This window comes from Novosphingobium sp. CECT 9465 (assembly GCF_920987055.1).
Classification (GTDB): Bacteria; Pseudomonadota; Alphaproteobacteria; order Sphingomonadales; family Sphingomonadaceae; genus Novosphingobium.
In genome coordinates this window covers 1,934,888-1,956,114 of sequence record NZ_CAKLBX010000001.1, presented here as the reverse complement: position 1 = coordinate 1,956,114, position 21,227 = coordinate 1,934,888, and the positions used below count along the sequence as shown (strand labels likewise).

Annotated in this window: 20 protein-coding genes; 14 read left to right on the top strand and 6 right to left on the bottom strand. The window is 62.2% G+C overall.

The window, feature by feature from the left end:
* The first annotated feature begins 190 nt into the window (after window positions 1–190).
* From LUA85_RS09515 to LUA85_RS09495, 5 genes are all read left to right on the top strand, one after another.
* Window positions 191–670 carry a MarR family winged helix-turn-helix transcriptional regulator gene (locus LUA85_RS09515; protein ID WP_231469076.1) on the top strand — a complete coding sequence of 160 codons (480 nt, stop codon included), beginning with the start codon at window positions 191–193 and terminating at the stop codon, window positions 668–670.
* A gap of 81 nt (window positions 671–751) precedes the next feature.
* Window positions 752–1,132 (top strand): cytochrome c family protein, encoded by a 381-nt coding sequence (locus LUA85_RS09510; RefSeq protein ID WP_231469074.1) that lies wholly within the window; start codon window positions 752–754, stop codon window positions 1,130–1,132.
* A 288-nt stretch (window positions 1,133–1,420) separates the two neighbouring features.
* Window positions 1,421–1,855, top strand: a complete 435-nt coding sequence (locus tag LUA85_RS09505; RefSeq protein WP_231469072.1) for an Rrf2 family transcriptional regulator — start codon at window positions 1,421–1,423, stop codon at window positions 1,853–1,855.
* An 88-nt stretch (window positions 1,856–1,943) separates the two neighbouring features.
* On the top strand, window positions 1,944–2,762 hold the full coding sequence (locus LUA85_RS09500; protein ID WP_256448245.1) for an outer membrane protein assembly factor BamD: 819 nt from the start codon (window positions 1,944–1,946) through the stop codon (window positions 2,760–2,762).
* A gap of 190 nt (window positions 2,763–2,952) precedes the next feature.
* Entirely contained in the window at window positions 2,953–5,115 is a 2,163-nt protein-coding gene (locus tag LUA85_RS09495; protein WP_231469070.1) for a catalase, read from the top strand.
* Between the two features lie 59 nt (window positions 5,116–5,174).
* On the opposite strand, the gene LUA85_RS09490 is transcribed toward LUA85_RS09495, so the two are convergent.
* Window positions 5,175–6,239, bottom strand: a complete 1,065-nt coding sequence (locus LUA85_RS09490; RefSeq protein WP_231469068.1) for a glycosyltransferase family 1 protein — start codon at window positions 6,237–6,239, stop codon at window positions 5,175–5,177.
* Window positions 6,236–7,147 carry a UDP-2,3-diacylglucosamine diphosphatase gene (locus LUA85_RS09485; protein ID WP_371823668.1) on the bottom strand — a complete coding sequence of 304 codons (912 nt, stop codon included), beginning with the start codon at window positions 7,145–7,147 and terminating at the stop codon, window positions 6,236–6,238. The genes LUA85_RS09490 and LUA85_RS09485 overlap by 4 nt, the downstream gene beginning before the upstream one ends.
* Before the next feature lie 145 nt (window positions 7,148–7,292).
* On the opposite strand from LUA85_RS09485, the gene recN reads away from it, so the two are divergent.
* From recN to ligA, 3 genes are all read left to right on the top strand, one after another.
* Window positions 7,293–8,957, top strand: coding sequence for a DNA repair protein RecN (recN, locus tag LUA85_RS09480; RefSeq protein WP_231469067.1), 1,665 nt, complete (start codon window positions 7,293–7,295; stop codon window positions 8,955–8,957).
* A complete protein-coding gene (locus LUA85_RS09475) occupies window positions 8,954–9,322 on the top strand; it encodes a putative quinol monooxygenase (RefSeq protein WP_231469065.1) in 369 nt (122 codons plus the stop codon). The genes recN and LUA85_RS09475 overlap by 4 nt, the downstream gene beginning before the upstream one ends.
* Window positions 9,323–9,414: 92 nt before the next feature.
* Window positions 9,415–11,631, top strand: a complete 2,217-nt coding sequence (ligA, locus tag LUA85_RS09470) for an NAD-dependent DNA ligase LigA (RefSeq protein WP_231471821.1) — start codon at window positions 9,415–9,417, stop codon at window positions 11,629–11,631.
* A 1-nt stretch (window position 11,632) separates the two neighbouring features.
* Here ligA and LUA85_RS09465 read toward each other — a convergent pair whose 3' ends face one another.
* Together LUA85_RS09465 and bla are read right to left on the bottom strand one after the other, a co-directional pair.
* The gene (locus tag LUA85_RS09465; protein WP_231469063.1) at window positions 11,633–12,535 is read right to left on the bottom strand and encodes a 50S ribosomal protein L11 methyltransferase; all 903 of its coding nucleotides are present in this window, start codon (window positions 12,533–12,535) and stop codon (window positions 11,633–11,635) included.
* On the bottom strand, window positions 12,532–13,413 hold the full coding sequence (bla, locus tag LUA85_RS09460) for a subclass B3 metallo-beta-lactamase (RefSeq protein ID WP_231469061.1): 882 nt from the start codon (window positions 13,411–13,413) through the stop codon (window positions 12,532–12,534). Before bla ends, LUA85_RS09465 begins: the two co-directional genes overlap by 4 nt.
* 154 nt (window positions 13,414–13,567) lie before the next feature.
* On the opposite strand from bla, the gene sdhC reads away from it, so the two are divergent.
* The 4 genes from sdhC to LUA85_RS09440 all read left to right on the top strand — a co-directional run bounded on the left by sdhC (window position 13,568) and on the right by LUA85_RS09440 (window position 17,043).
* A complete protein-coding gene (gene sdhC / locus LUA85_RS09455) occupies window positions 13,568–13,993 on the top strand; it encodes a succinate dehydrogenase, cytochrome b556 subunit (RefSeq protein ID WP_231469060.1) in 426 nt (141 codons plus the stop codon).
* 40 nt (window positions 13,994–14,033) lie between these two features.
* Window positions 14,034–14,417, top strand: a complete 384-nt coding sequence (sdhD, locus tag LUA85_RS09450; protein WP_231469058.1) for a succinate dehydrogenase, hydrophobic membrane anchor protein — start codon at window positions 14,034–14,036, stop codon at window positions 14,415–14,417.
* Between the two features lie 3 nt (window positions 14,418–14,420).
* Window positions 14,421–16,241: a succinate dehydrogenase flavoprotein subunit gene (gene sdhA / locus LUA85_RS09445; RefSeq protein ID WP_231469056.1), complete on the top strand. Its 1,821-nt coding sequence runs from the start codon at window positions 14,421–14,423 to the stop codon at window positions 16,239–16,241.
* A 124-nt stretch (window positions 16,242–16,365) separates the two neighbouring features.
* Window positions 16,366–17,043 (top strand): hypothetical protein, encoded by a 678-nt coding sequence (locus tag LUA85_RS09440; protein ID WP_231469054.1) that lies wholly within the window; start codon window positions 16,366–16,368, stop codon window positions 17,041–17,043.
* A 9-nt stretch (window positions 17,044–17,052) separates the two neighbouring features.
* On the opposite strand, the gene LUA85_RS09435 is transcribed toward LUA85_RS09440, so the two are convergent.
* Entirely contained in the window at window positions 17,053–17,571 is a 519-nt protein-coding gene (locus LUA85_RS09435; RefSeq protein WP_231469052.1) for a hypothetical protein, read from the bottom strand.
* Window positions 17,572–17,801: 230 nt separating this feature from the next.
* Window positions 17,802–18,665 carry a neutral zinc metallopeptidase gene (locus LUA85_RS09430; RefSeq protein WP_231469050.1) on the bottom strand — a complete coding sequence of 288 codons (864 nt, stop codon included), beginning with the start codon at window positions 18,663–18,665 and terminating at the stop codon, window positions 17,802–17,804.
* Window positions 18,666–18,759: 94 nt separating this feature from the next.
* Between LUA85_RS09430 and LUA85_RS09425 the strand changes: the two genes are divergently transcribed.
* Together LUA85_RS09425 and LUA85_RS09420 are read left to right on the top strand one after the other, a co-directional pair.
* Entirely contained in the window at window positions 18,760–19,545 is a 786-nt protein-coding gene (locus LUA85_RS09425; protein ID WP_231469048.1) for a 3-hydroxybutyrate dehydrogenase, read from the top strand.
* Between the two features lie 117 nt (window positions 19,546–19,662).
* On the top strand, window positions 19,663–21,192 hold the full coding sequence (locus tag LUA85_RS09420; RefSeq protein ID WP_231469045.1) for a M28 family metallopeptidase: 1,530 nt from the start codon (window positions 19,663–19,665) through the stop codon (window positions 21,190–21,192).
* The last annotated feature ends 35 nt before the right edge of the window (window positions 21,193–21,227 follow it).

The following is a 21,227-nucleotide window of genomic DNA, read 5'->3' as shown; positions in this document are numbered from 1 at the left end:
GAAATGTCGCCCGAAATGCCTGTTACCCGGAAACTCCGTGTGCTTCGCCACTTTCGGCTTTGCCACGATCACAAACGCTTTGCAGTTAATCGTTCGCTTTACTAATGAAACAGGATTCGTTTTCCTTGGTTTGTTGCGGTCACGGGTTTTACCCGCGGTACGCGCTTGGCTAGCGTTGGAAGGACCATGTGTGGCCTCGGCTGAGATTACCCGTCAATCCGTTGTTCCCGAACTGGATCTGGATGGACTCGATTCGGTCCTTGGGTTGCACATCGGAACGGTCAACACCCTGTTCGTCACACGTCTGGAAAAGCGTCTCGTTCCGCTCAATGTCACGCCGAAGCAGGTTGCCATCCTGTGGCTGGTCAATGCCAATCCCGGCGTAAAGCAGACCGATCTTTCCAGATTTTTCCAGATAGAGCGGCCCACAGTCCACCAGTTCGTCCGCCAGTTGATGAAGAACGGCTTCGTGATAAACGAACCCTCCAAGCTCGATCGCCGTGCAGGAGGCCTGTGGCTGACGGAGTCCGGCCGTGAAGTTCTTGCCATCTCGCGTGAAACCATCATCGGTCACGAACGCGAATTGACGGCCTGCCTGACCGCGCGAGAGAAGTCGGAGTTGTTCCGCATCGTGATGAAGCTTTACCTGCTGGCACCGGCCAAGGACTGATTCCGTCAGGCGGCACGACATTCAGGGTGCGGAAAGCCAGTACGCCCTAATGCCCGGAAAATGTTCGAAGGAAACCACGCCATGAAGCGTATCGCCCTGATCGTATCTGCAACTGTTGCCCTGGCAGGGGTTAGCGGCGCGATGGCCCAGCCTGCTGGCGATCCCGCCCGCGGGAAGACGATTTTTGCCCGTTGTGCGGCCTGTCACGATCTCAATACCGGGGCCACCCGGCTTGGCCCGTCGCTGAAGGGTGTCATCGGCCGCACGTCCGGTACGATGCCCAATTTCAATTATTCGCCAGCGATGAAGAACAAGGCCGTAGTGTGGAACGCCGCCACGCTGGATGCTTACCTTGCCGCTCCTGCAAAGAATATCCCAGGCAATCGCATGGCGTTCCCGCCGATGGCCAATGCACAGGACCGCGCCGATCTGATCGCCTTCCTGCAAAAGTCCGCGCGCTGAACCCACGCCCTGTCGCATCGAAAGGCCCCGTATCGCAAGATGCGGGGCCTTTTCCTTTGGCGATTATACCCTTCGCAAACATCCCTTCGTCATTGCGAGGAGGCGAAGCCGACGAAGCAATCCAGTGTCATTACACGTCGCTCTGGATTGCTTCACCTTGCTGCGGGAGGCTGGCAACGACGAAGCCAGGGCTTGTATTTGCAAACGGTATTGGTCTCTCCGCCAGACGGGACAGGTTAATTCTACCATTGGCGTTGACATTCGCGCTCAAGCGTTCATTTCTCTGCCATGCTTTCGCAGAAGACGCGTTATACCATTCGGGCACTTCAGCATCTGGCAGGCACTTGGGGCCAGGGGCCGGTGCGGCTTGACGCGATTGCCGAAGCGCAGAATATCCCGCGCAAGTTCCTGACCGTGATCCTTTCTGAAATGGCGCGCGAAGGCATCGTCATATCGCATCGTGGCCGCGATGGCGGCTATGAACTGGCACTGCCTCCGCTCGATATCCGGTATGGCGATATCATTCGTCTGACGCGCGGCAGCCTCGCGCTGGTGCCCTGTGCCAGCCGCAATGCGCACGAACATTGCACCAATTGCCTGCCCGAAGCGGAATGCCGTTTGCGCGGCTTGATGCTGCTCCTGCGCGATGAAACCGCGGCGATACTTGATCGGATCACGCTGGCTGACCCGATCGCTGTCGAAGCACCCTTTGCCGACGCCTGATGACTCTTTTGCGCAGAACTCCACGAAAGCTTTGCCCGTGGCCTCAACTTCACTTGGCGTTCAGGAACCGGCTGGCTATAGGGTCGGCATGATGCTTCCCGCCCTCCCGCATGACGGCTTGCGCCGCCCGCTGCGTTTCGCCGTCCTTGCAGCCACCTGCCTCGCCATGGGGCTGACCGCTGGCTGCGCGGGGGGGAAGGGCAAGAAGGACGTCGCCTACGTCGCGCGCGATGTCGATACGCTCTATGTTGCAGCGAAGGATCGCCTTGATCGTGGCGATTCAAAGCAGGCAGCCGCCCTGTTCGATGAAGTCGAGCGCCAGCACCCTTATTCGCCATGGGCGCGCCGCGCCCAGTTGATGAGCGCGTTCAGCTATTACGCCGCGCGCGATTATTCTAAATCGGTGCAGTCGGCGCAGCGTTTCCTCTCGATTCATCCGGGCAACAAGGATGCGCCTTACGCCTATTATCTGATCGCGTTGTGCTATTACGAGCAGATCAGCGACGTTACGCGTGACCAGAAGATCACGCAGCAGGCGTTGACCGCGATGAACGAACTGGTCCGCCGTTACCCGAATACCGATTACGCCGCCGATGCTCGCCTGAAGATCGATCTGATCAACGATCACCTTGCGGGCAAGGAAATGGAAATCGGCCGCATGTACCAGCGCAGCGGCAAATGGCTTGCCGGAACGATGCGCTTCCGCACTGTGGCCGACAAGTTCCAGACCACCAGCCATGCTCCTGAAGCCCTGTACCGCCTGGTCGAAAGCTACCTCTCGCTTGGCCTTCCGGTCGAAGCGCAGAAGGTTGCCGCCGTGCTTGGTGCGAACTATCCCGGCAGCAAGTGGTATGAACGGTCATTCGAACTGATGAACAAGCACGCGCCGGGCACGCAGGCCAGCTAGGGCCTTCGGCCTCGCAGATTGCATGAAGGGCGCTTCCGCGAGGAGGCGCCCTTCATTGCGTCGCTCCTCCCACCCCGTCGTTCATTCGTCTGCGCCCATTCGTCTGCCTTTGCGGAACCGCCGCTGCTTCATGCCGTTGATGGGCGACCCCACGGATGGCGCATTTGCGCCGGGCCTACCGGAGATAGACATGAAACCCCCCAAGCAGCCCCCAGCCGCCGCATCATCGCCCGCTTTGGACAATGCCCTGCACGATCATCAGCCGGGCGAGGGCGCTTTCGACTATCATATCGGAGAAGGGGCTGGCGGTGAAGCCCATCAGGATACAAAGCCTGACGCGGCAAATCCGCAGGCCGTGCTGACCGACAACTTCGGGCACCGCATCGCCGACAACCAGAACAGCCTGAAAGCCGGTGCGCGCGGACCGACGCTGCTCGAAGACTTCGTCCTGCGCGAAAAGATCTTTCATTTCGATCATGAACGCATTCCCGAACGCATCGTTCACGCGCGCGGATCGGGCGCCCATGGCGTGTTCGAATGCACCAAGGCTGTTCCCGAACTCACCAAGGCGGCGATCCTGCAGGAAGCGGGCGCGACGTGTCCAGTGTTCGTGCGTTTCTCCACCGTGGCTGGCGGCGCGGGGTCGATCGATACCCCGCGTGACGTGCGCGGTTTTGCAGTCAAGTTTTATACCGATGCTGGAAACTGGGACCTTGTCGGCAACAACATCCCCGTGTTCTTCATTCAGGATGCGATGAAGTTTCCCGATCTTGTCCATTCGGTGAAGATGGAGGCCGATCGCGGCTATCCACAGGCGGCCAGCGCCCACGATACGTTTTGGGACTTCATCGGCCTGATGCCGGAATCGATGCACATGATCATGTGGGCCATGTCGGACCGTGCGATTCCGCGTACGCTTCGCAATATCGAAGGGTTCGGCGTCCACACCTTCCGTTTCGTCAACGAAGCGGGTGAGGGCAAGTTCGTCAAATTTCACTGGAAGCCCGTACTCGGCCTTGAATCGCTGGTGTGGGACGAGGCGGTCAAGATCGCTGGCGCCGATCCTGATTTCCATCGCCGCGACCTGTTCGAATCCATCGACAGTGGCAATTTTCCGGCATGGGACCTTGGCATACAGGTGTTCGACGAGGCATGGGCAGCCAAGCAGCCCTTCGATGTGCTGGACGCCACAAAACTGATTCCCGAAGAGGAAATCCCGGTCGAGATCGTCGGTAGGATGACGCTCAACCGCAATGTCGACAACTTCTTCGCCGAAACCGAACAAGCGGCGTTCCTGCCCAGCAATGTCATTCCGGGCATCGATTTCAGCAACGACCCATTGCTGCAAGGTCGTCTGTTCTCCTATCTCGATACGCAGAAATCGCGTCTGGGCACGACGAACTTTCACCAGATCCCGATCAACGCGCCCAAGTGCCCGTTCCATAACATGCAGCGCGATGGCCTGATGCAAACACTCGTGCCGAAGGGTCGCGCAAACTACGAACCCAACAGCCTTGACGAAGCGGGCGAAGATGCAGGTCCGCGCGCAGCACCCGATGTCGGCTTCACCAGTTTCGTCGAGAATGCCGAACGCAACGATCCGACGGAGAAGGTTCGCGTTCGCGCGGAACTCTTTGCCGATCACTATAGCCAGGCGACATTGTTCTATCGCTCGCAAACGCCGAGCGAGCAGGCGCACATAGCGTCAGCGCTGGTGTTTGAATTGTCCAAATGCGTGATGGAACATGTCCGTACCCGCATTCTCTCGCGCCTTCGCAATATCGATGAAGACCTCGCCGCGCGGGTTGCGGAAGGCTTGGCCATGGATTTGCCCAAAGCTGCGCCTGTAGCGCGCGAGCCGGTCGAAATGCCCGTGTCGGATGCGCTTTCGATTCAGAAGCAGGCGCTCAAGACCTTCGAAGGTCGCAAGGTCGGCATCCTCTTTGCCGAAGGTTCGGACAAGGCGATGATCGACAAGCTGAAAAAGGGCGTCGAGGCCGAAGGCGGCAGCGTATTTCTGGTCGCACCGAAGGTCGGCGGCATTCCGGTGAAGGGTGGTACGCTCAAGGCTGACGGCAAGCTCGATGGTTCTCCCTCGGTGCTGTTCGATGCCGTGGCCTCGGTGCTGATGCCCGATGCTGCGGCCAAGCTTGCCATGCAAGGTGCGGCGGTTCAGTGGTTCATGGACGCCTATGGTCATTGCAAGACGATCGCCCATTGCCCCGGCACCAAGGTTATCCTGGACAAGGCCGGGGTGGAGCCGGACGAAGGCGTCGTTCCCAACGATCAGTTGCTCAACGTAGGTCCGATCCGTCACTGGGCGCGAGAACCCAAGGTCCGCGATCTGGCTTAAACAGGAATGCCCGGCAGGCCACAGGCGCTTGCCGGGCATTTCAGTATCAGGCTGCCGCCTCAGGCGCTCTGCAATTCACGCATTGGCCGCGCCACTTCGCTCACCGCTTCGATGAACTGATCGGTTGCCCGATCCCAATTGAATGATGCTCCGTGCACCGCTGCACCCAGTTTGTCGCAGCGAAGCGCCTTTTGGATGGCACGGGCGAGGTCTTCGTCAAGAGCGCCGATCTTCATCGGCAGGTCGCTTCCTGGCCCGTAACCGTTCGCACCGATCACATCGAGCGGCCCCGGCACCGGAAACGCCGCCACTGGCACCCCGCAAGCCAGCGCCTCGATCATCACCAGCCCGAAGGTATCGGTGCGGCTGGGGAACACGAACACATCGGCCGAACAATAGGCCCGCGCCAGCGCCTGACCATGCAGCGCACCCAGAAAGCGCACATGCGGGTAACGCGCGGTCAGCCGCGCAAGGTCTGGCCCATCGCCGACGACCACCTTGGTTCCCTCGATCTCGGCATCCAGAAACGCGGTCAGGTTCTTCTCTATGGCAACGCGTCCGACGCTCAGCAAAACCGGACCTGCAACGCCTGCCAGTTCCGGCAACGGCTCATGGCCAGGGCGGAACAGTTCGCGGTCAATCCCGCGCGTCCACAAACGGGTCTGCCCGATCCCCTGTCGTGCAAGTTCCCCCGCCAGCGTTGGCGTTGATACCAGCACCGCGCGGCTTGGCGCGTGGAACCGGCGCATCAGCGGCCAGAACCGGTCGGGCTTCAAGCCCGTACGTGCCGCCGCGTATTCCGGGAACCGGGTATGAAACGCGCTGGTGAAGGGTACACCATTGGCCTTGCACCAACTGCGCGCGCTCCACCCGATCGGGCCTTCGGTGGCGATATGCACCACGTCGGGGGCAAAGTCCGCCAGAGTGCGGCGCGTGCCGAAACGCGGCGCCATCGCCAGCCGGATCTCGCTATAGCCTGGCAGCGGCATGGTGCGGAACTGGCTGGGCGTGATCAGTTCAACCTCGTGCCCGCGCGCGCCCAGTCGCTCGACCGTGGCCGCCAGTGTGCGGACCACGCCGTTGACTTGCGGATGCCAGGCGTCGGTGCAGATCGCGATCCTCATGCGGGTTCTTCCTCAAGCGCGGGAATGGGGGCGAGCACGGCCTTGACGGCAGCGGCGCGCCGCGTTTCTTCGGCCCAGTCGATGATCGCCATCGATCCGTCGCGTTCTTCGACCAGCGCGGTGCAGCTTTCCACCCAGTCACCGTCGTTGTAATAGGTCACATCGCCAATCTGGCGGATTTCCGCGCAGTGGATGTGGCCGCAGACCACTCCGTCCACGCCCATGTCGCGCGCGGCATGGGCCACGGCCTCCTCGAAATCGCACACGAATTCGACCGCGTTCTTCACCCGCTTTTTCAGGTAGGCAGACAGCGACCAGTACGGCATCTTCAATTGCCGGCGTATCACGTTGAACCAGCCATTGGCGCGCAGCAGCAGCGAATAGGCCTTGTCGCCCAGGAACGCGAGCCAGCGGGCATAGAGCACCACACCGTCGAACCCGTCACCATGAGTCACCAGCAGGCGACGACCGTCTGCGGTTTCGTGAATGGCTTCCAGTGCGAGTTCGACCCCGCCGAATTCCATGCCCGCGTAGGGCCGCAGCATCTCGTCATGGTTGCCCGCGATCAGCACCACGCGCGTACCGCGATGCGCCATTTTCAGGATGCGGCGTACCACCTCGTTATGCGAATCCGGCCAGTACCAGCCCTTGCGCAGCCGCCATCCGTCAACGATGTCGCCCACAAGATAAAGCGTGTCGCATTCGATCGAGGCGAGGAAATCGAGCAGCAGCGTGGCGTTGCATCCCCGCGTACCCAGGTGAATGTCGGAAATGAACACCGTCCGCAGCTTGCGCTTTGGTCGGAAACCGCGCGGCTCCGGCATGTCGAGCCAGGCCGGAATGGATGAAAACAACTCCGAGGAGGACTTGAACGGAGCCGATCCGTTCCATTTCGCGCGAGTAACCATGAAGCGCACCTTTCTTCAGATGCGCCAATTATGACGGAGTCGCATTGCGGGCGTGTGGCAGGGTGTCACGCATATGAAACAAGACAGGAACGAACGCGACATGCGCAGGTGACGAACCGGCAACAAGCCGCTAGAGAATCGAACAATGCTCACCGGCCTGTCGATCCGCAATGTGGTGCTCATCGAAGCGCTGGACCTGTCGTTCAGCGGCGGGCTGGGCGTGTTGACCGGCGAAACCGGTGCCGGCAAGTCGATCCTGCTCGACGCGCTGGGCCTCGTGCTGGGCGATCGCGCGGATAGCGGTCTGGTCCGCAGTGGCGAGGATCAGGCCAGTGTCACCGCCACGTTCGAATTCACCCGCCTGCCAGACCCGATCCGCAGCTCGCTGTCCGACGCGGAAGTCGATCTGGAACCGGGCGAACCCTTGATAATCAAGCGCCGCCTCAAGGCCGATGGCGGATCGAAGGCCTTCATCAACGATCAGCCGGTCGGCGTCGCCCTGCTGCGCGATATTGCCCGCAACCTTGTCGAGCTTCACGGCCAGCACGATGATCGTGGCCTCGTCAACGCGCGCGGCCACCGCGCCTTGCTCGATCGCTATGCCGGGGGCGATGTTGCTGCCGTCGAACAGGCGTGGCACAAATGGCGCCGCGCCGAAGACGCGCTGGCACAGGCGCGCGCGGCGGTGAACAAGGCGGCAGAGGAACAGGATCTGCTCCTGGCGCACCTTGCCGAACTCACCGCTCTTGCTCCCGAACCGGGTGAGGAAGACGAACTGGCAGGCCAGCGCGCCGATATGCAGAAGGGCGAACGCCTTTCGGGCGATCTGGTTGAACTGCAACGCCTGTGGGACGGTTCGGACTCGGCGCTGGCAGGCTTGCGCAGCGCCGCCCGCCGCCTTGACCGGATCGCATCGGAACATCCCATGCTGGCCGAAGCGCTGGAATCGCTCGACCGTGCCGTGATCGAAGCGGGCGAAGCCGAGGACAAGCTTGCCCGTGCCGCCGAAGTGCTGGCGCACGATCCGGCCATGCTTGACCGCATCGAAACCCGCCTGTTCGAACTGCGCGCCGCCGCCCGCAAGCACAATTGCACCGTGGACGAACTCCCCGCCCGGATGGTCGAGATGCGCAGCGCTCTGGACGCCATCGAAGGCGGCGAGGCGCAGATCGGCGCGCTGGAACGCTCCGCCCGCGAAGCCGCGCTCGATTATCAGGCCAAGGCCGAAACGCTTTCAGTGGTCCGCGCCGAAGCCGCGCGCCGTCTGGACAAGGCGGTTGCCGCCGAACTCGCCCCGTTGAAGCTGGACTCGGCCAAGTTCCACACTGCCGTTCTGCGCCTGCCCGACGATCGCTGGGGCGCAGGCGGACTGGACGCGGTCGAATTTCTCATTTCGACCAACCCCGGCGCCGATTTCGCGCCTCTGGGCAAGATCGCTTCGGGCGGCGAACTCTCGCGCTTCATCCTCGCGCTGAAAGTCGCGCTGGCGGAAGAGGGCGGGGCCGCCACGATCATTTTCGACGAGATCGATCGCGGTGTTGGCGGCGCGGTCGCCAGCGCCATTGGCGAACGCCTCGCGCGGCTTGCATCCGCCGGGCAGCTCCTTGCCGTCACGCACAGTCCGCAAGTCGCTGCGCGGGGGGATCGGCACTACATGATCGCCAAGTCCTCCCAAGGCACGGTCACGCGCACCTCGGTCGGCCTGCTCGATGCGCCCGCGCGCAAGGAAGAGATCGCCCGGATGCTGTCGGGTGCCGAAGTTACCGCCGAAGCGCGCGCCCAGGCGGATCGCCTGCTGGAACAGGCATGATAGTGAACCGCCGCATTTTCGTTGGCAGCGCCGCCGCCACGCTCCTGTTCGCCACAAAGGGCAACGCCATGGATGAAATCGACCCTGAGGATGTCTACGCGATCATCGGCCAGATGCTTGCGGCCCCCGGCAAGCGCAATGAACTGATCGGCTACCTCTCCGAAGGCAGCGGCAATATGCCGGGCAACCTGTCCTACGAAATCTGGCGCGACAAGGGCGACGAAAACGCGATCTGGATCACCGAAGTCTGGAAAGACGAAGCCTCGCACAAGGCCAGCTTGGGCTTGCCCCAGGTGCAGGACGCCATCCGCAAGGCTCGCCCGATCATCGCAGGGTTTGGGGCGCGGGCAGAGGTTGAGCGTTGAACAGACACCACCCCCCAACCCCCTCCTCTGAAGAGGAGGGGGAGTTGAACGCCACGCCCGCAACGAGCGAAGCCGAAGCCGCCAATGAGTTGATGCGGCTTGCGAAGCAGATCGCCAAGCATAACCGGCTTTACCATGCCGAGGATTCGCCCGAAGTATCGGACGCGGAATACGATGCGCTGGTGCGCCGCAATGCGGAACTCGAAGCCGTATTCCCGCACTTGGTCCGGCCCGACAGCCCCAGCGGGCTGGTCGGCCATGACGTCGCGGCCTCGCCCTTGCGCAAGGTGGCGCACGAGGTTCGCATGATGAGCCTCGACAATTCGTTCACGGATGAAGAAGTCGCCGAATTCGTCGCGCGCGTTCGCCGCTTCCTCGCGCTGCCCGATGACGCCGAAGTGGCGATGACCGCCGAGGACAAGATCGACGGGCTGTCGTGTTCACTGCGCTATGAGAACGGCAGGCTGGTGCGCGCCGCCACGCGCGGCGATGGGCAGGTGGGTGAAGATGTCACCGCCAATGTCGCGCATATCGCCGATATTCCGCAGGTTCTGGAATCGCGCGAGCACCACCCCCCAACCCCCTCCTCTTTAGAGGAGGGGGTTGGGGGTGGTGGCCCAACGTCAACCCCCCCCGAAGTCTTCGAAATTCGCGGCGAGGTCTACATGGCCAAGGCCGACTTCCTCGCGCTTAACGCCGCACAAGAATCAAAAGGCGACAAGATATTCGCCAACCCGCGCAATGCCGCCGCCGGATCGCTGCGCCAGAAGGACGCGACCGTCACCGCCAGTCGCCCCTTGCGCTTCCTTGCGCATGGCTGGGGTGCGGCCAGCGAAGTGCCTGCCACGACCCAGTTCGAAATGATGCAGAAGATCGCGCGCTGGGGTGTGCCGGTTTCTCCGTTACTGGTGCGCTGCACTTCGACCGAAAACCTGCTGGCGCATTATCGCAGCATCGGTCAGCAACGGGCAGACTTGCTCTATGATATCGATGGCGTGGTCTACAAAGTCGATCGGCTCGACTGGCAGGAACGTCTCGGTTTCGTCGCCAAGGCGCCGCGCTGGGGCATGGCGCACAAGTTTCCCGCCGAACGCGCCGAAACCACGCTGGAAGCCATCGACATACAGGTGGGCCGCACCGGCAAGCTGACCCCGGTCGGTCGGCTGAAGCCTGTGCTGGTCGGCGGCGTCACCGTGACCAACGTCACGCTTCACAACCGCGACGAGATCGGCCGTCTCGGCGTCCGCATCGGCGATCGCATCGTGATCCAGCGCGCGGGCGACGTGATCCCGCAGATTGTCGAAAACCTCACGCGCGACGAACCGCGCGAACCCTATCATTTCCCCGACCATTGCCCGGAATGCCAGTCCGAAGCGGTGGCGGAGGAGGGGGAAGTCGATGTGCGCTGCACCGCGGGCCTGATCTGCCCTGCGCAACGCGTCGAACGCCTCAAGCACTTCGTCAGCCGCGCTGCCCTCGACATCGAAGGGCTGGGCGAAAAGACCATTGTCGAATTCTACCAGCTGGGCTGGCTTGAAAGCCCTGCCGACATCTTCCGCCTGCGCAAGCGCCGTTCCGACATAGTGGGGCGCGAAGGCTGGAAGGACAAGTCTGTGGACAACCTGTTGGCAGCCATCGAAGCCAAGCGCGAGCCGGACGCGGCGCGCCTGCTGTTCGGCCTCGGCATCCGCCATGTGGGGGCAGTGACGGCGCGCGATCTGATGAAGCGTTTTGTCACACTGCCCGCGCTGCGCGAAGTGGCGGAGGCAGCGCACCACGAGTCCTCCCCGGTACGGGGAGGGGGACCGGCATCAGCCGGTGGAGGGGACTCACCCTCGCGCGCGACACCCGATAACTCGAACCCATACACCGGCCCCCTCAACCATCCTGCGGATGCTCCTCCTCCCCGGAGCGGGGAGGATGCACACGCCGAACTGCTCTCCATCGACGGCGTCGGCCCGGTCGTCGTCGAAGCGCTCGCCGATTTCTTCCACGAACCCCACAATGTGGCTGTATGGGAAGACCTGCTCTGCGAAGTCTCGCCGCCGCCCTACATCGTTGAAACACGGGCCAGCGCCGTCGCCGGAAAGATCGTCGTATTCACCGGCAAGCTCGAAACGATGAGCCGCGATGAAGCCAAGGCGCAGGCCGAAGCTCTTGGTGCGCGGGCGGCGGGTTCCGTCTCGGCCAAGACCGGGCTGGTGGTCGCCGGGCCGGGCGCGGGCAGCAAGCTAAAACAGGCCGCAGCCCTCGGTATCGAAGTGATCGACGAGGCCGCTTGGGCCGAAATCGTCAGGAACGCAGGGTAAGTCAGTCCCGCCGACGCCGCAGCCACAGGATCGACCAGTCTCCGCGTACCATCCGCGCGGCTAACCTGAACCCTGCACGGCGATAGGCCGCGCGCACGGTCGTCTCCTGCGTTTCGAGCAGTCCTGCCAGCAGCACGCTGCCGCCCGGCTCCACCGCCTCGGCAAAATGTGGCGCAAGTTCCACCAGCGGGCCGGCAAGGATATTGGCGATCAGCAGGTCATAAGGACCGGCTGTCTCCAGAAGCGGATGGTCCATCCCGGCGGCGATCACCATGGCCAACCGGCCGGGACCATCGCCCAGTGCCACGCCGTTGCTGTCGGCGTTTTCGGCTACCACCGGCCCGCACACACGGTCGATATCACTGGCGATGGCGCGGGTGCGGGGCCACAAGTGCAAGCCTGCAAAAGCCAGCAGGCCGGTGCCCGTGCCGATATCGGCCAGATTGCGCACGACCACGCCGCTGGCTTTCATGTGGCTCAGCATCGCCAGGCAACCGGCGGTCGTCGCATGCTGTCCGGTGCCAAAGGCCTGGCTTGCGGGAATCACGAAATCGCGTACGCCGCTTGCCTCCAGCGCCGGATATTCGGGAGTGTGAACATAAAAGACGCCTTCGCGGATCGGCTCGACACCCTGCTGGCTCAGCGTCACCCAGTCCTCGTCGGGCAGTTGCTCGATCGCCAGATTCGGTGCGCCATGGGCAAACAGCGCGGCTATTGCTGCCTTGTCCTGACGGGACGGCTTGTGGTCCATCCACGCTTCAAGCTGCCATTCGTCCGGCTTGTCCTCGGCAATTTCGCTTCCGGCGATGACGATATCGTGATCCCAGTCCCAGGCATCCTCATGCGCCACAAGCGCTGCCTGAACCACGTCGCGCGGGGCGAATGCCGTCACTTTCCAGCTCATGGCAGCAGTGCCGTATCCAGCCGGGCGCGCGCGGATTTCACGATCACGCGGCAGTCCTCGGCTTCCTGTAGCGGCTCGGTCCCCGCCATGCGCTCGGCCATCGCGCTGACTGACGGGTGCGGGGTCAGCACCACGCCGCAGTCCATCGCGTCGATCATGTCGAATGTCCGGCGGAACATCGCTACGCGCTCTGGATGATCGGAAAAGCGGTATGTGCCCAACGGGAGTGCGGAGATGCTGTCGAGATAGGTGAACCTGGCGCACTCGGCGCCTTCGCAACTCGTCCATGCCCAGCTGGTCGATCCTTCGGTATGGCCCGGCGTTGCCAGCATGGTCAGGCGCAGCGAACCGGCGCGCAGGATATCTCCCGCCTTCATCACACGGTCAGGCTTTACCGGGGCAAAGCCGTGGATTTCCTCGAACTGGGGGTCGCTGGCACGGACCGTTCCGCTGCGCAGGATCGGTGCCGCCACGTCACGCGCAATCACCGTGGCGCCGGTCGCCTTCTTGAGCGCCGCCAGTCCGCCGACATGATCGAAGTGCTCATGGCTCGAAACGATCCAGCGCACATCTTCGGGATCGAAGCCCGCAGCGCGGATGTTCGCAAGGATGCCCGGAACTGCTGCATCTGTTGCGGCATCGACCAGCACATGCCCCTTGGGCGATGTCAGCAACAGGACGGTGACGTTGCAGGTGCCGACATACCACACGTTGCCGAATATCCGTACAGGCGGGGCGGGATCATCGAAAGTCTCCTTGCCCTTGCACTGTTCGATGAAGCGCTGACCGGCAACGGGGTCGGCAGCAGCGGGTGCGGCAAGGGCGGATGAAGCGCCCGTAACAGCAGCAGCGAAAATCAACAGTGGACGAATGATCATGAGCGCTGTCTAGGAGGCCGTGCGGGTACGCGCAACGGGCTGTCCTTTTTTACATCCCGCATACGCTTGCGCGACGGGTCATTTCGACTAATACGAATCGCATCCCGATCGCGGCCTGTTTCGCGATCCACGCTGACTTCAAGGGGGTTTGTTCATGGCGCAGGCGCGCAAAGCACGGCCGATTTCGCCGCATCTCCAGATCTGGCGCTGGGGTCCGGCCATGCTGGTCTCGATCCTGCACCGCGTCACCGGCAATGGTCTGGCCTTCGCAGGGCTGGGCCTTTTGCTGTGGTGGATCGGTGCACTGGCAAGCGGTGCAGAAAGCTATCAGTCTTTCCTCGACTACACCTGGACGGGTGAGGGCGGCGGACTTCAGGCGGCAACCGCATTCCTCGGCAAGGTCGTTCTGGTCGGGTTGACCTGGGCATTCTTCCAGCATGCCGCTTCGGGCATCCGCCACCTGATACTTGATGTCGGGGCCGGGTACGAACTCGAAGCCAATGCGCGCTGGTCGGTCATCACGCTGGTCTTCTCGATCAGCGCCACCGTCCTGTTCTGGGCCTTCCTGCTGCTGCGCTGAGCGCCGGCGGGAACTGGTATATCAAGAGAGGCATCTCCTAATGGGTAACGGCACCTCAATCGGCCGCGTGCGGGGCCTCGGCTCCAGCCATCACGGCACGCATCACTGGCTTACCTCGCGCCTGACGGCGGTGGGCAACCTTGTCCTGATCACGTTCCTGATCGTCAGCCTCGCGCTGCTGCCCGACTATGGCTATGCCACAGTGCGTGGCTGGGTCGCCCGGCCACTGCCGTCGATCGCGCTGATCCTGATCATGATCAACACTTTCACTCACGCCCGCATGGGTGTTCAGGTGATGCTTGAAGATTACGTACACGAAGAAGGCGGAAAGATCGCTGCCTGGCTTCTGGTCAACATCGTGCCGTTCGCGGCTGCCGCATTCGGCATTCTATCGGTTTTGCGCATTGCGCTGGGGGGCGCGTAAGTCATGGCTTCCACATCTACTCAGCCTGCCTACAAGATCATCGATCACACTTATGACACGGTCGTGGTCGGTGCGGGCGGATCGGGCCTGCGCGCTACCATGGGTTCTGCCCAGGCCGGCCTGCGCACTGCCTGCATCACCAAGGTTTTCCCAACCCGCTCGCACACGGTGGCCGCGCAGGGCGGCATCGCAGCCAGCCTTGGCAACAACAGCCCGGATCACTGGACCTGGCACATGTACGACACCGTCAAGGGGTCTGACTGGCTGGGCGATCAGGATGCGATCGAATACATGGTGCGTGAAGCCCCGGCAGCGGTTTACGAACTGGAACACGCAGGGGTTCCCTTCAGCCGCAACGCCGAAGGCACGATCTACCAGCGCCCGTTCGGTGGCCACATGCAGAACATGGGCGAAGGTCCCCCGGTCCAGCGCACTTGCGCTGCGGCTGACCGTACCGGCCACGCGATGCTTCATGCGCTCTATCAGCAGAGCCTGAAGTACGACGCGGACTTCTTCATCGAATACTTCGCGATCGATCTGATCATGGAGAACGGCCAGTGCCGGGGCGTGATCGCTCTGTGCATGGACGATGGTTCGATCCACCGCTTCCGCAGCCACGCGGTCGTGCTGGCAACCGGCGGCTATGGGCGTTCGTACTTCACCGCAACGTCGGCCCACACGTGCACCGGCGATGGCGGCGGCATGGTGCTGCGCGCTGGCCTGCCGCTGCAGGACATGGAGTTCGTGCAGTTCCATCCGACAGGGATCTACGGCGCGGGCGTACTGATCACCGAAGGCGCGCGCGGCGAGGGCGGTTACCTGACCAACTCCGAGGGTGAGCGCTTCATGGAGCGCTATGCTCCATCGGCCAAGGATCTGGCCTCGCGTGACGTTGTTTCGCGGTCGATGGCTCTCGAAATCCGCGAAGGTCGCGGCGTCGGTCCCCACAAGGACCACATCTTCCTGCATCTTGATCATATCGACCAGAAGGTTCTTGCCGAACGCCTGCCGGGCATCACCGAAAGCGGCAAGATCTTTGCCGGTGTGGACCTGACCCGCCAGCCGCTGCCGGTGGTTCCGACCGTGCATTACAACATGGGCGGCATTCCCTGCAATTATCACGGCGAAGTCGTGACCATCGGCGCGGACGGCAATCCTGAAACGATCATTCCGGGCCTGTTCGCTGTGGGTGAAGCGGCGTGTGTTTCGGTTCATGGTGCCAACCGCCTCGGCTCGAACTCGCTGATCGATCTCGTCGTTTTCGGCCGCGCGACCGGCCTGCGCCTCAAGGAACTGATCAAGCCGGGCACGTCGCACAACGCGCTGCCCAAGGACAGCGCGGATATGTCGCTCGGTCGCCTTGATCACTTCCGCCATGCCAAGGGCGGCTCGCCCACGGCAGAAGTGCGCATCGAAATGCAGCGCACGATGTCGGCCCATGCAGCGGTGTTCCGCACCGATGAACTGATGGCAGAAGGCAAGGTCAAGCTGGCAGCGACCTATGAACGCATGCAGGACATCAACGTGTCCGACCGTTCGCTGATCTGGAATTCCGATCTGGTCGAAACACTCGAACTCGATAACCTTATAAGCCAGGCGTCGGTGACGATGCATTCGGCATACAACCGCAAGGAAAGCCGTGGCGCCCACGCGCACGAAGATTTCCCCGATCGCAACGATGCCGAATGGATGAAGCACACCGCAGCCTGGTTCAACGGCTGGGGCGGCAAGGGCGGCGAGGTCAAGATCGACTACCGTCCGGTCCACGAATATACGCTGACCGATGATGTCGAGTACATCAAGCCGAAGAAGCGCGTTTACTGATACCACGTCGCTGGTCCATTCTGGCCAGCGGTTAGTCGAACCCCAGAACAGCTTGCGCCGGGATCATGTATCCCGGCGCAATGCATTTGAGGCCGTGCGTTGTCCCGGCGGGGAGTTTGGTTCGATGAGCAATATCGTGCGTTCGAAATTTGCGCTGCTGGCTGGTGCCGTTCTGGCCGTGACTGCCGGAACAGTCGCCTATGGAGCCGCGCAGGCGCCGGTTCCGCCGGTTCCGCCAGCACCTCCCACACCTCCGGCACCGCCTGCCGTGGGCAAGCAGATCGTCATCGTCGAAAAGCATGGTGATGCCAATGGACGCGAATATGTCCGCACCATCACGCGCGATGGCAAGACATTCGTGTTCCAGACCGACAAGGCGCTTTCCGATCTGGAAGTGGAGCAACGCATCGCTTCGGCTGAAGAACGCATCCCGCCTTTGCCGCCCGTGCCTCCAGTGGCCGATGGCGGGCACCGCGTGATGAAGCAGCGTGTGATCGTGGTGGACGACAGGGGCGAGCAGGTCACCGATGTGGTCACGGAAGAAGCGGATCGCTGCGATGGCAAGGAAATCGTTTCCAACGTCGATACGTCATCGGAAGCCGACGGCAAACTGACCCGCGTCCGTGTGCGAATGTGCGGTACGCCAGGGGAAATTGGCAAGCAGGCCAGGGCGCAGGCTGCCGAGGGCATAGCCAATGCTCGTGCCGAGATTGCGCGGGACAAGGGATTGCCTGAATCAACGCGCCAACAGGTATTGAAGGAGCTTGATGCGGAACTGGCACGGCTCAAACGCGCCAGTTGAGCCGCAAATTCACTTCACTGACTGGACAACAGGCCGGGATTCAAATTTGACCGACTTGCCTTTGCCATCCTTCGAAGCCTTTGGCTTTGCGTCCTTAGCCTTCATATCCTTTGCTTTGTCATCGTCGGACTTGTCGTTCTTCTCAGCAGCTTCCGCGGCATCACGTTTGGCCCAAACTGCGGAAGCATCGCTGGCACTGGCGCTGCGGGCAGGATACTTGCATCCGCGCTGCTGACCGATGCCTTTGAGAAACGCCCGGCGGACCGAACCGGCATAAATTGCCTCGTTCCATTTGCGTTCCTGCGCTCCGGCACCGCTCAATTCGCGGATCACGCCACCGAACGGTATCAATGAACGCACCAAAGACTGGCCTACGCTCCCCATGCTGATGGTGGATTTCCCATCATCCCGCGCGATATCGATGTCATCGCCCAACACGCCATCAAGCTGTGCGATTTCGGTTCCGATCGCCGCGCAACGTGTCATTCCGGCGAGATTGTATGGCTTTTCCCTGGCGGTGACGAGCACCGCCGGGATTTCGTCTTTCTTGATATTCAGATCGCTGAGCGGTGTGGTTGCCACATCGCCTGCCGAAACCGAACCCTGCGACACCGCCGTCTGCGCAATCGCAGGTGTGGCGATGAAGCAGGCGCAAGACAAAAGCGCGAACCGAAGAGTCTTGGCTAAATGCATGGATGCCCCCTTTTGACGAGATAAGCATCAGAAACATGTTCGGTTCCGGAGATATTTCACGAAAGTTACTTGAATGTATCGCACTGGTCTTCATCAGCGGTCTCAAGCCCCGTGCGCAGCCATTGCATGCGCTGCGCCGCACTGCCGTGGGTGAAGGCGTCTTCGACCGGGCGACGGCCTGCGGCTTTCATCAGGGTATCGTCACCAATCTGGTGCGCGGCGCGCATGCCTTCCTCAATGTCGCCTGCCTCGATCCGTTCGCGATTGCGGCCCGCCCACACCCCGGCGTAGCAATCCGCCTGAAGTTCCAGCGCCACCGAGAGCCGGTTCGCCTCGCTTGGGCTGCGCTGCTGGAGCTGGCGCACCTGGGTTGAGGTTCCCAGGACATTCTGGATGTGATGGCCATATTCGTGCGCCATCACATAGACTCGCGCAAAATCCCCACCCGCACCCATCTGCTGGTCCATCTGCTTGTAGAAATCGGTATCGATGTAGATGCCATTGTCCGCCGGGCAATAGAACGGTCCCATGGCGCTTTGCGCAGCGCCGCAGCCCGAATTGCCGTTCTGGGCATAAAACACCAGCTTTGGCGTTTCGAACGGAATGTTGGCCTGTTGAAACAGCGGTCCCCAGGTCTTGTTGAGTGAGGACAGCGCGTTGCAGCTTTCGCGGCTGAATTCGTTGGCAGAGCAGCTTTCTGCCAGGGACGTGCCGCCCGCTTGCTCCTGCTGGGCCGGGCCTTGCGTCTGTACTTGCTGCAAGGTGCCAAGCATCTGGGAAGGATCGACTCCGAACACGACTGCGGCAATCAGCGCGATCACGATCGACCCGCAGCCGAGCTTTCCGCCACCCCCCAGCGGAAAGCGACCACCGCCTCCGCCACGCTGATCTTCGACGTTGATGGAATTGTCGAAATCATCGAGCCGCATCGCTTCACCCCTTTTTTCACTTGCGACTGGACAAGCGCGGTGCGTCCCGCGATGCCAGTGCAATCAACCCATCCTGAATCCCCGGAGTAATCGAATGTTCCTGAAGGGCAAGTGCGCGCTGATCACTGGTTCCACCTCCGGCATCGGCCTCGCCTATGCGCGGGCGCTGGCAGCAGAAGGTGCCGATGTGGTGCTGAACGGCTTTGGCGATCCGGCGGAAATTGCGCAGATGTGTTCGGAACTGGCTGCGACCAGCGGTGGGCGGGCTATCCACGTCCCTGCCGATCTAACCCGACGCGAAGGGACCGAAGCGATGATGGCGGCCGCGCTGGACGAATTCGGCGCGGTGGATATCCTGATTGCCAATGCCGGAATGCAGCACGTTGCGCCGGTGGAGGAATTTCCGGTTGAAAAGTGGGATGCGATCATCGCGCTCAACCTGACGTCCGCGTTCGACGCCTGCCGCCTGGCCATTCCGGGGATGAAGGCGAAAAGCTGGGGGCGGATCATCTTCACTGCCTCGGCCCACTCGCTCACCGCCTCGCCGTTCAAAGCGGCCTATGTTTCGGCCAAGCACGGCCTTGCAGGCCTGGCCAAGACGCTTGCGCTGGAACTGGCGACTCACGGCATCACCGCCAACTGTGTCAGCCCCGGATATGTCTGGACGCCGCTGGTGGAAAACCAGATCCCCGACACCATGAAGGCCCGCGGAATGACCCGCGATCAGGTGATCAACGATGTGATGCTGGTGCGCCAGCCCACCAAGCAATTCGTTCAAGCCGAAGATCTGGCTGCGCTTGCCCTATTCCTTTGTCGCCATGAAGCGCGCAACATCACCGGCGCGAATTACAACATGGACGGGGGCTGGGTCGCCGAATAAGTGCCATCGACGCCGGTTCTGTAAACTTCTGTTCATCGATACAGGCTCAATTGGGAACTTGCGCGTCGCTCCGGGTTTTGAGAGCAAGGGATTGCGACGAGGCGTTTGAGGGCAGCGATGAAGCGTGCAGGGGGCTGGCGGAATGCAGGGGTTGGTGCGCTGCTTCTTGGCGCGCTCCTGCTTGCAGCCGCGGCACCGGCTTCGAAAAAGCTTTCCACGCTTGAACTCGCGCTCAAGGCCCATGTCGAAACGCTCGCCAGCGATGAGTTTCAGGGCCGCGAACCGGGAACCGAGGGCGAAACCCTGACGCTGCGTTATCTGGCGCGGCAGTGGTTCGACATCGGCATGGAGGCGGGCACAAACATTCCTGGCAGCGGGTGGTTTGCGCCCGTCGATCTGGTCGAGCGTGAACCGGTCATGTCGCGGGCGAGCTTCACGCGCGGGCGCAAGAGGGTGGTACTGCCAGATCAGAGCGTTTTTGTGGTCACGTCAGGGCTGCGTACTCTGGTGCAGGACGCGCCGCTCCTGTTCGTCGGACACGCGGCCTCACCAGGAATGCCGCGTGCGGAAATGGCAGGGCGCGTCGCGGTGATGCTCGACAGCATGCCGGTTGGGGCCGATCCGCAGAAAGCGGGCGACCGGGCTGGGCGGTTGCTGGATGCAGGCGCACTGGCCGTCGTCACCGTGCTTGATGGCGAGCGCGGGCTGGAAGATGTGATCGCCCGGCGCAATCGCGCTGGCTACGCCGTTTCGGGCGAGCGCATCGGCAACGAGATCGAGGCGTTCCTGTCTCCCGTCACGGCCGAACTGATGCTGGCGGGCACCCCCCACGCGAAAGTCGCCAGATTGCGCGCCGATGCCGCCGCGCCGCTGTTCGCGCCCTATCTTCTGGGTGTGAACGCCACGTTCGAGGCGTCCAGCCGCGAAACCCGGATCAGGACGCACAACCTGATCGGGCGCATTCCTGGCCGCAACCCTGCCGCCGGGGCGGTGCTGTTGATGGCCCATTGGGACCACTTCGGGCAATGCGCCGAAGCGCCCGCCGAAGACATCATCTGCAATGGCGCGATCGACAATGCGTCGGGCCTTGCCGTGGTTACCGAAGCTGCGCGTCTTCTCGCAAAAGGCCGCCCGATGGAGCGTGACGTCTATGTCGTCGCGACGACCGGTGAGGAACTGGGGCTGCTTGGCGCGATGGCCTTTGCCGAGAACCCGCCCATACCGCTCGACCGTATCGTCGCGGCTTTCAATGTCGACAGCACCGGGCTGGTGCCTGCCGGAAGGCCGGTGGGCATCGTGGGCAAGGGGATGACCCCGCTCGATCCGCTGATCGGCGATGTGGTGCGGCGAATGAAGCGCAAGCTGGCGCCGGGGGATGGGGCCAATGCTTATATCAAACGGCAGGACAGCTGGGTGTTGATGCAGCATGATGTGCCCGCCGTGATGGTAAGCAGCAGTTATGGAGACATGGAGCGGATCGAACGCTTCATGGAGGATACCTATCACCGGCCCGGCGACCAGGCGGGCGCTGCAATCGACTATTCCGGCATGGCCGATGACGTCACCTTGCAGGTGGAACTCGTCCGCGCCTTTGCCGATGCACGGCGCTATCCTGCCCGCGATTCAGGTCGTCGCCAAACCCCCTAGCCGAACTGCCGCTTCCTGTTTACATGGGCCGCCAC